This is a genomic window from Pseudarthrobacter sp. AB1 (assembly GCF_014926485.1).
GTDB lineage: Bacteria > Actinomycetota > Actinomycetes > Actinomycetales > Micrococcaceae > Arthrobacter.
Genome location: NZ_PZKO01000020.1, coordinates 1 through 13,656, shown reverse-complemented (window position 1 = coordinate 13,656; position 13,656 = coordinate 1). Strand labels below are relative to the sequence as shown.

At 64.6% G+C, this 13,656-nt stretch carries 10 protein-coding genes; 9 read left to right on the top strand and 1 reads right to left on the bottom strand.

Annotated features, from left to right (window positions below; all coding sequences use genetic code 11):
- Positions 1–84 precede the first annotated feature (84 nt).
- The 8 genes from DAD99_RS06145 to DAD99_RS06110 all read left to right on the top strand — a co-directional run bounded on the left by DAD99_RS06145 (position 85) and on the right by DAD99_RS06110 (position 11,135).
- Positions 85–1,146 (top strand): LacI family DNA-binding transcriptional regulator, encoded by a 1,062-nt coding sequence (locus tag DAD99_RS06145; RefSeq protein WP_309233212.1) that lies wholly within the window; start codon positions 85–87, stop codon positions 1,144–1,146.
- A gap of 81 nt (positions 1,147–1,227) precedes the next feature.
- Positions 1,228–2,634 (top strand): glucuronate isomerase, encoded by a 1,407-nt coding sequence (gene uxaC / locus DAD99_RS06140; RefSeq protein WP_193340780.1) that lies wholly within the window; start codon positions 1,228–1,230, stop codon positions 2,632–2,634.
- The gene (locus tag DAD99_RS06135; protein ID WP_309233211.1) at positions 2,631–4,067 is read left to right on the top strand and encodes a mannitol dehydrogenase family protein; all 1,437 of its coding nucleotides are present in this window, start codon (positions 2,631–2,633) and stop codon (positions 4,065–4,067) included. Before uxaC ends, DAD99_RS06135 begins: the two co-directional genes overlap by 4 nt.
- Before the next feature lie 171 nt (positions 4,068–4,238).
- Entirely contained in the window at positions 4,239–5,672 is a 1,434-nt protein-coding gene (gene uidB, locus DAD99_RS06130) for a glucuronide transporter (RefSeq protein ID WP_193340779.1), read from the top strand.
- A gap of 45 nt (positions 5,673–5,717) precedes the next feature.
- Entirely contained in the window at positions 5,718–6,947 is a 1,230-nt protein-coding gene (gene manD / locus DAD99_RS06125) for a D-mannonate dehydratase ManD (protein WP_185262430.1), read from the top strand.
- Positions 6,948–7,000: 53 nt separating this feature from the next.
- Positions 7,001–9,289, top strand: a complete 2,289-nt coding sequence (locus DAD99_RS06120) for a gluconokinase, GntK/IdnK-type (RefSeq protein ID WP_193340907.1) — start codon at positions 7,001–7,003, stop codon at positions 9,287–9,289.
- 127 nt (positions 9,290–9,416) lie between these two features.
- Positions 9,417–9,998: an orotate phosphoribosyltransferase gene (gene pyrE / locus DAD99_RS06115; protein ID WP_193340778.1), complete on the top strand. Its 582-nt coding sequence runs from the start codon at positions 9,417–9,419 to the stop codon at positions 9,996–9,998.
- 96 nt (positions 9,999–10,094) lie between these two features.
- Entirely contained in the window at positions 10,095–11,135 is a 1,041-nt protein-coding gene (locus DAD99_RS06110) for an alpha/beta hydrolase (protein ID WP_185262433.1), read from the top strand.
- On the opposite strand, the gene DAD99_RS06105 is transcribed toward DAD99_RS06110, so the two are convergent.
- Positions 11,132–11,962: an HAD-IIA family hydrolase gene (locus DAD99_RS06105; protein WP_185262434.1), complete on the bottom strand. Its 831-nt coding sequence runs from the start codon at positions 11,960–11,962 to the stop codon at positions 11,132–11,134. The genes DAD99_RS06110 and DAD99_RS06105 overlap by 4 nt on opposite strands.
- Before the next feature lie 379 nt (positions 11,963–12,341).
- Here DAD99_RS06105 and DAD99_RS06100 point away from each other — a divergent pair, with 379 nt between their 5' ends.
- The gene (locus DAD99_RS06100; RefSeq protein ID WP_193340777.1) at positions 12,342–13,586 is read left to right on the top strand and encodes an IS110 family transposase; all 1,245 of its coding nucleotides are present in this window, start codon (positions 12,342–12,344) and stop codon (positions 13,584–13,586) included.
- Positions 13,587–13,656 lie beyond the last annotated feature (70 nt).

Sequence of the window (13,656 nt, the reverse complement as noted above, 5' to 3'; positions counted from 1 at the left end):
TGAGTAGCAGCTGTGGCCGTTTTGGACCATCAAAACGGCCACAGCTGCCACCTGCTTGAGTGGTTTCATCGTTAGGATGGGGCGGTGACTGAACCCCAAATGCCGGACGCCGCCCCACCAGCTGGCTCGGGCAAAAAGCACGGCCGCGACGGCAAATCCAACGCGACCATCTATGACATCGCCAAGTTGGCCGGCGTCAATGCGTCCACCGTTTCCCGCGCGCTCAGCAAGCCGGGCAGGGTCAGCTCCAAAACACAGAAGCTCATCGAGGACGCGGCTGCCGAGCTGAACTACCAGGTCAATCCGTTCGCGCGCGCCCTTCCCACAGGAAAGACCAATACGTTCGGCCTCATCGTCGCGGACATTACCAACCCCACCTTCTTTGACATCATCCGCGGCGCCGAGACCACGGCAACAAGCCGGGACTATACGCTGGTGCTCGCCGAATCGGCGGAGTCCGCGGCAACTGAACTGACTGCCGCCCGGCGGCTGATGGCCACCGTGGATGGCCTTATTCTGGCGAGCCCGCGCATGGACGATGACAACATCCGCGCCCTGGCCCAAGACAAGCCCGTGGTGGTCATCAACCGCGAAGTGAAGGGCGTGCCGTGCGTGGTGCCGGACGTCAATAAGGGGATCAGCGAGGCGGTCCGCAGCCTGGCCGCCAACGGCCACACGAAGGTTGCCTATGTGGCGGGGCCGCCGGAATCCTGGATGTCCGAACGCCGGTGGGAGGGTGTGCAGGCAGCCTGCGACTGGTCCCGGCTTGAGGCAGTGCGGCTCGAGTCCACCAAACCAACGGTCGACGGCGGCCGGAAGACTGCGCGTGATGTCCGCGCCAGCGGCGCCACGGCGGTCCTGACATACAACGACCTGCTGGCCATCGGGCTTATGCAGGAGCTCCAGGCTGCCGGCGTAGTGGTGCCTGACCACATCAGCATCATTGGCTTTGACGACATTTTCGGCGCAGATTTCACGACGCCACCGCTCACCACCGTGCGTTCGCCGCTGGGGGAGTGCGGCGAGGCAGCCGCCAAGCGCCTGCTGGACTTTCTTCACGGAAGCGGGGAACAGGCCGGCACCTTGAGCGTCGAGACTGAGCTGGTGCTGCGCGGCTCCAGCGGTAGGATCCTGCCCACGAAGTGAGTCCCGGCAGGGCTGATTCAAGCCCCTGGCAAATTATGGCAACCGGTTGACAAAACTCTGCGCCAGGCAGATTATTGATCTATGTCACAGTCGATTGCTGCCAACCCAGACAGGCTCCTGCCCGCCGACCCAGGAACGCGCAGCATTGCGCGGGACCTCCTGGCGCGAGTCCAGGACCTCCCCATCATCTCCCCGCATGGACACGTTGATGCCGCTGTCATCGAGAACAACACGCCGTTCCCTGACCCGGCAGCGCTGCTCGTCAGTCCGGACCACTACGTCACGCGCCTGATCCATGCCAACGGGGCTTCCTTGGACAAGCTGGGGGCCGGCGGTCCCACCGCGCCCGAGTCACGCGAAATCTGGCGCACGTTCGTGGCTGCCTGGCCGCTCTTCGAGGGCACGGCCTCCGGCTACTGGCTGCGCAATCAGTTCGACAGTGTCTTCAATCTGGGCGCAGACCTGGGCGAGATGTCCGCTGATGCCAGCTATGACGCCATCGCCGCCAAACTCGTAGAGCCCGGGTTCCGTCCCCGCCAGCTTTTCAAGGACTTCAATATTGAGGTCCTGGCCACCACGGACGATCCCCTGGACAACCTCGCCAGCCACGAGGCCATCGCCGAGGACGCCACCTTCAACGGCCGCGTCCTGCCCACGTTCCGCCCGGACGCCTACCTGAACATTGCGCACCCCACCTGGAGCGCCAACGTTGACCGTCTGATTGAAACCGCCGGTGACGGCGCCAACGGCTACGCGGGCTACATCACCGCCCTGGAAAACCGCCGCCGCTACTTCGTGGAGCACGGCGCAGTCTCGGCAGACCACGGTGTGGCCACCCCGGCAACGCTCAAGCTGGACCGCGCCGAAGCCGAGCGCATCTTCGAGCTCGCCCGCGCCGGCAAGGCCACGGCCGGGGACCGCAACACCTTCGAGGCGCACATGATGTACCAGATGGGTCGCATGTCGGTCGAGGACGGCCTGGTCATGACCATCCACCCGGGTTCGTTCCGGAACCACCACACGCCGACGTTCGAGGCCTTCGGAGCGGACACCGGCCACGACATCCCGTTCGCCACCAACTACACGGCAGCCATCCGCCCGCTGCTGCAGGACTTCGGCACGGCCAAGGACTTCCACCTGGTGCTGTTCACGCTGGACGAGACCGTTTTTTCCCGCGAGCTCGCACCGCTGGCCGGCTTCTACCCGTCCGTCTACCTCGGCGCGCCCTGGTGGTTCCTGGACGCCCCGGATGCCATGCTCCGCTTCCGGTCCGCCGTGACCGAAACGGCCGGGTTCTCCCGCTCCTCTGGTTTCATCGACGACACCAGGGCCTTCTGCTCCATCCCCGCCCGCCACGATGCGTCCCGCCGGATCGAGGCCTCCTTCCTGGCCCGCCTCGTGGCTGAGCACCGCGTCAGTGAAGACCGTGCCCACGAAATCATCGTGGACACCGTCGATTCCTCCCCGCGAAGGGTTTTCAAACTGTGAGCATCGAACAAACGGACGCAAGAGTCCAGGCGGCCGAATCCCTGCCGCAGCTGAACCGGACCACGCACGTCGCCGCCAAGCCGCCGGTGCGGATCGTCCACCTCGGACTAGGGGCCTTCCACCGCTCGCATCAGGCCTGGTACACCAGCCAGGCCAGCGACGCCGCCGACTGGGGCATCGCCGCATTCACCGGCCGCCGCCCGGATGCTGCCCTGGCTCTTGCCAAGCAGGACGGCCTCTTCACGCTCGTGGAGCGCGCTGACAGCGGCGACTCGTTCGCCGTCGTCGGCAGTATCGTTGAAGCGGTAGACGGCGCGGACGTGGAGCGACTCGCAGAGCTCGTTTCGGCACCGGCCACCGCCATTGTCACCCTGACGGTCACCGAAGCGGCGTACCGGCTCGGTGCCGACGGGCAGCTGGACACTACGGCGCCCGACGTCGCCAGCGACCTTGCGCTGCTGGCTTCCGGCAGCGGAAGCCCTTCGACGCCGCTGGGCCGGCTTGTCTTCGCGCTCGCCGCGCGCCGGGCTGCCGGAGCCGGGCCGCTCGCCGTGGTCTGCTGCGACAACCTCGCCAACAACGGGACGGTAGCCCGCAACGCGGTGGCGGGCCTGGCGCAGGCTTGGGACGGCGAGCTGGCGGCCTGGGTCGAGGCGAACGTCAGCTTTGTCAGCACGTCCGTGGACCGCATCACCCCGCGCACCACGGAAGCGGACATCGCCGCCGTCGAGGCCGCCTGCGGCTACCGCGACAATTCGCCCGTAGTGGCTGAGCCGTTCACCAACTGGGTGCTCAGCGGCGACTTTCCCGCAGGCCGTCCACGCTGGGAGGATGCCGGCGCGGTCTTTGTTGACCACATCGAGCCGTACGAGAACCGCAAGCTGTGGCTCCTGAACGGCGCCCATTCCCTGCTGGCCTACGCCGGCCAGCTCCGCGGACACACCACCGTGGCGCAGGCCCTCGCGGACCCGCAGTGCCTGAACGCGGTCGAAAGCTTCTGGGATGAGGCCGAGGCAAACCTGTCGGGTGCCGCGGCCGGTGGCGCGGACCTGCAGATCCCGGCGTACCGCGCTGCCCTGCTGGCCCGTTTCAGCAATGCGCGCATTGCCCACCACCTGGCCCAAATCGCCATGGACGGCAGCACCAAGCTGCGCATGCGCGCCGTGCCTGTCCTGCTGGCCGATCGGGCCCAGGGCAGGTCCGGTGCTGCCGCAGCACTGATGATCGCGGCCTGGATTGATTTCAGCGCAGCGGCGGAGACGTTCCACGATCCGCTGGCAACTGAGGTGGCCGCAGCCAACCAGTTGGAAGGTGCGGAGCGCGTGCGGGCGGTCCTGGCGCTGGTGGATCCCGCCGTCGCTGCGGACAACGCCGTAGTGGAGCTGGTTTCCCGCCTGCTGGGCACATTCACTGCGGGCGCCAGCAACGGCTGACCGACTATTTGCTATACGAACTGCCCGGTCCGGGAACCTGGACCGGGCAGTTTCTGTTTTGTGAAGCTTCAACAGAAATTTATGGCAACCGCTTGCCATTTTATTGCCAAGTGACTAGGATTACAGGCAACGAGAAACACACGGCGGTAAGGGTAAAGGAGCCCCCAACTCATGAAAAAGCTAAACAAGCTCAGCATCATCGGCTATGGCGCCGGCGATGCAGCCAACAACCTCGCCTTCACCACCGCCACCATGTTCCTGCTGGTGTACTACACCGATGTTGCCGGTATCTCCGCAGCAGCCGCTGGAACCCTGTTGCTGGTAGTAAGGCTCTTTGACGCCTTCGCCGACGTCTTCGCCGGTCGGATCGTTGACCGCACCTACAGCAAGCGCTTCGGTAAGTTCCGCCCGTTCATCATGTTCGGCTCCATCCCGCTGCTCCTCCTGAGCGTGGCAACATTCTCGATTCCGCAGCTCGGTGAATCCGGTACCCTGCTGTACGCGTACGTCACCTACGCGGCCCTCGGTCTTGCCTACAGCCTCGTGAACATCCCGTACGGCTCGCTTGCCGGCGCCATGACGCAGGATCCGGGAGAGCGCGCAAAACTGGGCTCGGCCCGCATGGTGGGCGCGCTGCTGGTGGGCTCCGCCCTGGGCATCTTCGTCGCCCCGCTGATCAAACCCGGCGCCGACCTCCAGTCGATGTTCACCACCATCACCCTGGTCTTTGTGGTCATCGGAGCGGCGTTGTACTTCTTCACAGCTTTGACCGCCAAGGAACGCGTGCATCGTGCCGTCCCGAAGGTGACGTTCAAGCAGAGCGTGGACACGCTCAAAGGCAACAAGCCCCTCCTGATGCTGTGCCTGAGCTCGTTCTTCTTCCTCTCCGGCTACCTCGCACTGACCTCCGTGCAGCTGTACTACCTGCGCGACGTCCTGGGCCGCCTGGACCTTTACCCGGTGCTCTCCATTATCCAGCTTGCGCTCACCTTCTTCCTGGCCGCCTTTATGCCCAAGCTGGTCCGTAACGTGGGCAAGAAGAGCGTCTACATCTACTCCTCGCTGGTCACTGTCATCGGCGGTGCGATCATCTTCGTCACTCCAACCGGCCAGGTCTGGATGGGCTTTACCGGCCTCGTGATCAGCCTCGTGGGTGTCCTTGCCGTCAACATCGTGGTGTGGGCCCTGGAAGCCGACACGGTGGAGTACGGCGAATGGCGGACCGGTGTCCGCACCGAGGGAATCACCTATGCGCTGTTCTCCTTCACCCGCAAGTCCGGCCAGGCTGTGGGCGGCGCCCTGGCGGCATACGCCCTGGCGTTGGGCGGCTACAAGTCCGGCGCGGCCCAGACCGCGGAGGCCCTGTTCGGCATTCAGATTGCCGCGGGCGCAATCCCTGCCGTACTGACTATCCTTGCGGTACTGGTTATGACCAAGTACACGCTGACCGACGCCAAGCACGCGGAAATCCTTAAGGAGATCCAGGAACGCCGGACCAAAACTATGGGCGCCGGCGACGACGCTGACGCCAGCACGCCGGCTGAAACCAGCACCACCACTGACGCCGGCACGCCGGTTGGCGCCGGCAAAACCGCCAGCCACTAACGTCCAGCACCACCAACTGACCAGAAGTCCCCGAAAGGATCTGCCGTGAAAATCATTGCCGCTGAAGTCTTCGTGACAAGCCCGTCACGTAACTTCGTGACCCTGCGCATCACTACGGACGACGGGGTCACCGGCATCGGTGACGCCACCCTGAACGGCCGCGAACTGGCTGTTGCCGCGTACCTCAAAGAGCACGTGGCCCAGCTGCTGATCGGCAAGGATCCGCACCGGATCGAGGACACCTGGCAGTTCCTGTACCGCAGCTCCTACTGGCGCCGCGGGCCGGTCACCATGGCAGCCATCGCCGCCGTGGACATGGCCCTGTGGGACATCAAGGGCAAGATGGCGAACATGCCGGTCTACCAGCTCCTGGGCGGTGCCTCACGCAACGGCCTGCGCGCCTACGGCCACGCTTCCGGCGCGGACACTGAATCGCTGTTCGATTCCGTCCGTGAGCACCTGGAACTGGGCTATAAGTCCATTCGCATCCAGACAGCTGTCCCCGGTATCAAGGCCGTCTACGGTGTGGCCGCCCAGGCCCAGGCCTCGGGCGAACGCTACGACTACGAACCCGCCGGCCGCGGCGCGTTCCCGCAGGAAGAGGACTGGGACACCCGCGCCTACCTGCGCCACCTGCCCACCGTGTTCGAAGCCGTGCGCAACGAGTTCGGCCCCGAAATCCCGCTGCTGCATGACGGTCACCACCGCATGACGCCCATCCAGGCCGCCAAGCTCGGCAAGGCCCTGGAACCGTACGATCTCTTCTGGCTTGAGGACTGCACCCCGGCCGAAAACCAGGAGGGCCTGCGCCTGGTCCGCCAGCACACCACCACCCCGCTGGCCATCGGTGAAATCTTCAACACCGTGTGGGACTACCAGACCCTGATCAAGGAACAGCTGATCGACTACGTGCGCGCAGCCTCCACCCACTTCGGCGGCATTTCCCCGCTGAAGAAAGTCATGGATTTCGCCGCCCAGTACCAGATCAAGTCAGGCTTCCACGGGCCCACGGACATTTCCCCGGTGGGCTTCGCCGCCCAGCTGCACGTGGGCCTGGCCATCCACAACTATGGCATCCAGGAATACATGCAGCACTCGGACAAGACCAACGAGGTCTTCGAGCAGTCCATGACCTTCAAGGACGGCTACCTGCACCCGGGCGACAAGCCCGGCATCGGCGTCGAATTCAACGAGGAAGCCGCGGCAGCCTACCCGTACCAGCAGGCCTACCTGCCGTACAACCGTCTGGTAGACGGAACGGTGCACGACTGGTGACCGCCGCTACTTCTCCCTCCACGGTGGGCGCCGCCGGTCCCCACGTCATCGTGATGGGCGTCTCCGGTTGCGGCAAGACCACCATCGGTGACCTGGTGGCCCGCGAGCTGGGCATCCAGTTCCTCGACGGCGATTCCCTCCACCCTGTGGAGAACGTCGCCAAGATGGCAGCTGGCACTCCGCTGACCGACGAGGACCGCTGGCCGTGGCTCGCCACAGTGGGCTCCGAGCTGGCAGCCGCCAAGGGCGGCCTGGTTCTGGCCTGCTCTGCTCTTCGCCGCAGCTACCGCGACGCCATCCGCGCCCAGGCGCCGGACACGGTATTCCTGCATCTGCACGGCGGCAAAGAAGTACTCGGGTCGCGGCTGGAAGGACGCTCAGGACACTTCATGCCGGCAGCCCTGCTGAAATCCCAGCTGGCCACCCTCGAAGCGCTCGAAGCCGATGAGGCAGGCATTGTGGTTGACATCGCCGGCCCAGTGGACCAGGTCGTGGCCGACGCATTGGCGGGCATCGCAGCTGCGGTGACTGCCGCCGTCGGAAGCTCCGCCCACGGTAACGGAACTGCCGCAGCCGGTGCCGCTGGCTCCCCGGGGCGCCAGTTCGACGTCGACCTCCAGGCCGCGCCGTTCAACCTCGACGATGCAGCGGTCACCTGGGTGAACACCACCCTGGAATCGATGACGCTTGAGGAAAAGATCGGGCAGCTGTTCATCAACCACAACAACGATTACTCCCCGGAGTACCTCGACGGTGTGCTGGAGAACTTCCATGTGGGCGGCATGCGTTACCGGCCGGGCCCGTCCGCTGCCGTGCAGGAACACATCCGGCACGCGCAGTCGAAGTCCAAGGTGCCGCTGCTGGTGGCGTCCAACCCGGAAATGGGTGGTGCAGGCAGCTGCGACGACGGCACATTCGTGTCCACGCACCTGCAGGCAGGTTCGCACCCGGACAAGTCCATCGCACGCCGAATGGGCCAGGTTGCCGGCGTGGAGACCGCCGCCCTGGGCTGCAACTGGGCCTTCGCCCCGATCGTGGACATCCACTACAACTGGCGGAACACGGTCATCTCCACCCGGGCCTTCGGCAACACGCCGGAGATCGTGGTGGAACGGGCCAAGGAGTACTTCGACGGCATCAGTGAATCGCCCACTGCCTGTGCCATGAAGCACTTCCCGGGCGACGGCATGGACGAGCGGGACCAGCACGTGGTCACGTCCTACAACACTCTCGGCTACGACGAGTGGAACACGACGTACGGCCACGTGTACCGCGAAATGATCGGGCATGGCGTGCAGTCGATCATGATCGGGCACATCGGTGCGCCGGAGCTTTCCCGGCACTTCCGCCCGGGCCTCGCGGACAAGGACATCCGTCCCGCCACCCTGTCCCCGGAATTGCTCCAGGACCTGCTGCGCGGCGAACTCGGCTTCAACGGGCTCATCCTCACGGACGCCTCGCAGATGATCGGGCTCACCCAGGCCATGAAGCGCAAGGACCTGGTTCCCGCGACCATTGCCGCCGGTTGCGACATGTTCCTGTTCTTCCGCAACGCCGACGAAGACTTCCAGTACATGCTGGACGGCTACAAGTCCGGCGTCATCACCGAGCAGCGCCTGCATGACGCCCTGCGCCGCATCCTGGCCCTCAAGGCCTCGTTGGGGCTGCACCTGAAGGCACGCAACGAACTGGTTCCTCCGGTGGAAGCCCTGGCAAAGATCGGCAGCGCGGAGCACCGTGCCGTGGCCGCGGAGATCGCGGACAAGACCGTCACCCTGGTCAAGGACACCGCCAACAACCTGCCCATCCGGCCGGAGACGCACAAACGGATCCGCCTGTACGGCATTTCGGCCGGCTCGGACTTCACCCGGGCGGACCCGCTGGCCTACTTGGACACGGTCAAGGACGAGCTGGAGAAAGCCGGCTTCGAGGTGCACCTGTTCAAAACCGCCGATCAGCGCGAATCGGCGGGGGAGACGGGCATCAACTTCATGTCCGTCATCTCTGAGGAAGCCACAGGCGACTACGCGGACAAGTATGACGCCGCGTTTGTTTTCGCCAACGTCAAGGGCTTCGCCCAGGAAGCGGCCATCCGGATCAAGTGGTCCACCCCGATGGCCGCGGAAATCCCGTGGTACGTCACCGAGGTTCCCACAGTGTTTGTGTCGCTGAACCAGCCCAACCACCTCATCGATGTGCCGATGGTCAAGACCGCCATCCATGCGCATGCGGGAACCGTGGAGGCTATCCGGGCCACCATCGAGAAGATCATGGGCAAGTCCGAGTTCCAGGGGACGTTCAACCAGAATGTCTTCTGCGAATCCTTCGACACCCGGCTCTAGGGTTATCGCTGCGGTTTTAGGCTGACGACTCGCAGATGGAATGGCGCTACGCGGATACGCGTAGCGCCATTCCTTTTCTGCGTCACAGGGCCATTTCCGTGTCGAGGCCTCCAGTAAACTGGAGACCATGACTGCCACCCCTGATGCTGCTTCCAACACTGCTGCCCGTGCCCGCCTGCTGGAACTGATCAAGGAACTTGCCGTGGTCCGCGGCAAGGTGATCCTCTCCAGCGGTGCCGAGGCCGACTACTACATCGACCTGCGCCGCATCACGCTGCACCATGAGGCCTCCAAGCTGGTGGGCCAGGTCATGCTGGCACTGACGGACGACGCCGGAATCGATTTTGAGTGCGCAGGTGGCCTGACGATGGGTGCTGACCCCGTGGGCACCGCTGTTATGCACTCCGCCGTGGACGCCGGCCGCACCGTGGACGCGTTTGTGGTCCGCAAGGCCCAGAAGTCCTACGGCATGGGCCGCCAAGTTGAAGGCCCATCGGTTGAGGGCCGCAAGGTCCTGGTGCTGGAGGATACGTCCACCACCGGCGGCTCCGCACTCACCGCTGTTGAGGGTGTCCGGAAGGCCGGCGGCAACGTGGTTGCCGTGGCCGTCATTGTGGACCGGGACACTGGCTCCAAGGAAAGAATCGAAGCCGAGACCGGTGTGCCCTACCTGTTCGCCTTCGGCAAGGACGAGCTGGGCCTGTCCTAGTCCGGCCTCTCGCAGCAAGTAGGGCCGCGACTCCGGGCCAGGGTTGCCCCAGGCCCGGGTTGCAGCGGCGGCTTCCGCTGTGGCTACGGTAGAGGTGTGTCGTACAGCGAGGAAACAGATCCGCAGGAACAGCCTGGTGCCCATCAAGCCCGGCTGCTTGCCAGTGCCGCCGTACTCAAGCGGTTTTCGCGCCGCGGGTTCCTGGCCGGAACGGGTGCCTCTGCCCTGCTGGCAGCAGACATGCTGGTTACCCGCCGCATCCAGGCGGAACGGCGGGTCACCAGGATCCTGCAGATCGCGGACGATTTCGCCGACGCCTATTACCCGAACGCCAGCTGGTTCCTCTTCCCCGGCTACAAGACCAGCTGGGAAGAGGCGCTCTGGATCCTGAACGTCATGCGTGGTGCGCTGAACAAGCGTGGCCAGCTTGCCGCCGTCGGCTATTCCAACCAGGGGTTGGACATTGATGAGGTGGTGATCGCCGTCATCGAGCATGTCCGGGCGAAAAAGCTTACCAAGCTTTTCTTCTACGGCCACAGCTTCGGCGGCATGGTGGCCACCCAGGTGGCCGCGCGGCTAAGGGAATTCCACGGCGTGGAGGTCGACTTCATCCTGTTGGATTCCAGCCCCTACAGCCGGAGCGACGTGCTGGATGAGAGCTGGTTCGACGGCGTGGTGTTCCTGTACGAGAACGGCTTCCGGGTCCCGTCGGTGGTCCGCGGCAGCTACGAACTGGGGGAGCGCGTCATCCATAAGGACGAGCGGACCTGGCGGCAGATCCTGGACCAGACCATGGAGCAGTTGTCCCCGATCGCCCCGTCCAGTGTGCTCATCCAGTCCGAGTCGGCCTACATCTACCACTTCGATGGAAACCGGTTTGTGGACAAGCTCGGCGGCACGCGGATGGCGTATATCGGCAACCCGAAAGACCGCACGGTCCGCTACCCGACGGCCAAGGACGCGTGGTCGGCAGCGTTCCAACCCCAGATGGTCTCCACGGACCTGCAAACGGACGGTGCCCTGCCGGCGCACGCGAGCCCCGGCTGGAATCCGCTCATCTACCGGCCCATCGTGGAGCGGCTGATGGACGACTTTTTCCCGCTGCCCCGCGGCGGCTCGAAGGTGGCGGTCTTCTAAATCTGGTTCTTCAGGTCGGCCACGGAGTTCAGCACCTGGTTGGGCCGGAACGGATAGGCGGCAATGTCTTCGCGCTGCGTAATTCCGGTGAGGACCAGCACCGTGTGCAGGCCTGCCTCCATGCCGGCAATAATGTCGGTGTCCATCCGGTCCCCGATCATCGCCGTGGTCTCGGAGTGCGCATCGATCTGGTTCATGGCGGACCGGAACATCATGGGATTCGGTTTGCCCACAATGTACGGCTCCCGGCCGGTTGCCTTCGTGATGAGGGCCGCAATGGCCCCCGTCGCGGGCATGGGACCGTCCTTGGACGGGCCGGTGGCGTCCGGATTGGTGGCAATAAAGCGGGCTCCGGCCAGGATCAGCCGGATGGCCATGGTGATGGCCTCAAAGGAGTACGTCCGGGTTTCGCCGAGCACCACAAAGTCCGGGTCCTGGTCGGTGAGGATGAAGCCGGCCTCGTGCAGCGCCGTCGTCAGTCCTGCCTCGCCGATCGTGTAGGCCCGGTTCCCGGAGCCGGAACCGCGCACCTGGTCCTTCAGGAAGTGGGCTGTGGCCAGCGCGGACGTCCAGATGTTTTCCTCGGGAATTTCCAGCCCGGAAGCACGCAGCCGGGCGGCCAGGTCCCGGGGCGTGAAGATCGAGTTGTTGGTCAGCACCAGGAACCGCTTGGACGTGTCCACCCAGCGCTGGATCAGCTCGGCAGCCCCCGGGACGGCATGGTTTTCGTGGACGAGCACGCCGTCCATGTCTGTCAGCCAGCATTCGATCTCCTGGCCGTTGCGGTAGACCGCCTGTGAACCCTGTACCTGGTCTGCTTCTGCCACGCTTACCTCCGTGAGATGTGCCTATTCCTGGTCCAGTCTTTCATCCTTCTTGCCCGGCAACACTCGCTAGTTTCTGAGGGGCGCTTCGCTCCGCCGTGGGGACGGAAAATTTGGCCGTGTCAGGTCTGTTCCCAGGGATATCTGGTGCTGGCGGCCGCTCAGGGGACAGACTTGATGTGTGTGTTTCGGTCGACCCCGATTCGTCTATGGTGCCGGTGAGCCTGTCGGCTAGTTTGGTGGTGGAGGGCACAGCTTTGTTGTCCGCGGGACCGTGGACTGTTGCCTTTGAGCACGAATGTCAGATTTGTTGTTTTATCCGCCTTCCCCGGAACGCATGCACCTTGATTCCTGCCGGAATGACTGGGAAGGGTGATCCGAGATGGAAGTGATCCACCCGCGGTGCGCGGGTATTGATATTTCGAAGAAGGACGCGAAGGTCTGCGTCCGTGTCCAGGGCCGCGGGTCCAGGTCAACCGTCTCGACGGTCACCACGTGGGGTGCGATGACCGGCCAGATCCTGGACCTGAAGGAGCACCTGATTAAGGAGCAGGTGGGCTTGGTGGTGATGGAAGCGACCAGTGATTACTGGCGTCCCTTCTACTACCTGCTCGAGGACGAGGGACTGAACGTCATCCTGGTCAACGCCCGTGACGCCAGGAACGTCCCGGGCCGCAAAACCGATGTCTCCGACGCTGCCTGGCTCGCCGACCTCGGCGCCCACGGGCTGGTGCGGGCCTCGTTCGTGCCCCCGCCGCCGATCCGTGAACTGCGCGACCTGACCCGGGCCAGGACCGTCATCACCCGGGAACGGACCCGGGAGATCCAGAGGCTGGAGAAGCTCCTCGAGGACGCCTGCATCAAGCTCTCCTCGGTGGCTTCGGACATCACCGGGGTCTCGGGACGGCTGATGCTGCAGGCACTGATCGAGGGGCAAGAGGACCCGGCCGCTCTGGCAGACCTCGCCCAGCGCAGGATGCGCTCAAAGATCCCCGAGCTCACCGACGCGCTCACCGGCAGGTTCAGCAGCCACCACCGCTACATGGCAGAACTTTACCTGCACCGGATCGATGCCCACACCGCAGATATCGAGGACCTGAGCGCCAGGATCGAGGAGGCGATGGCGCCCTTTCGTTTCGCCCGGGAGCTCCTGATCAGCATCCCGGGATTCAGCACCACCATCGCGGAAATCTTCATCGCCGAAACCGGCGCCGACATGACAGTGTTCCCCACCGCGGGACATCTGGCCTCCTGGGCCGGCACCTCCCCGGGATCCAACGAATCCGCCGGACGGGTCAAGTCCACCAAAACACGCCCCGGCAACCGTTACCTCAAAGGAGCCCTCGGAATCGCCGCCCTCTCGGCAGCACGCTCGAAGAACACCTACTTCTCCGCGAAGTACTCCCGCCTCGCCGCCCGGCGCGGACCGATGAAGGCCCTCGTCGCGGTCGAACACGCCATGCTCACCGCCGCCTGGCACATGCTCACCACCGGCGAACTCTACAAAGACGCCGGCGCCGACTACTTCAGGCTGCAAGCACCAGCCAAAACCAAGGCCCGCGCGATCGGACAGCTCGAAGCCCTGGGCTACCAAGTGACCCTCGCGCCCCTGCAACCCACCGGATAATCCTGCCTCAAAACGACGACCGCCAGGGCAACCAGTCAACGGGACAACGTCACCGCAATTTTCATGTCAG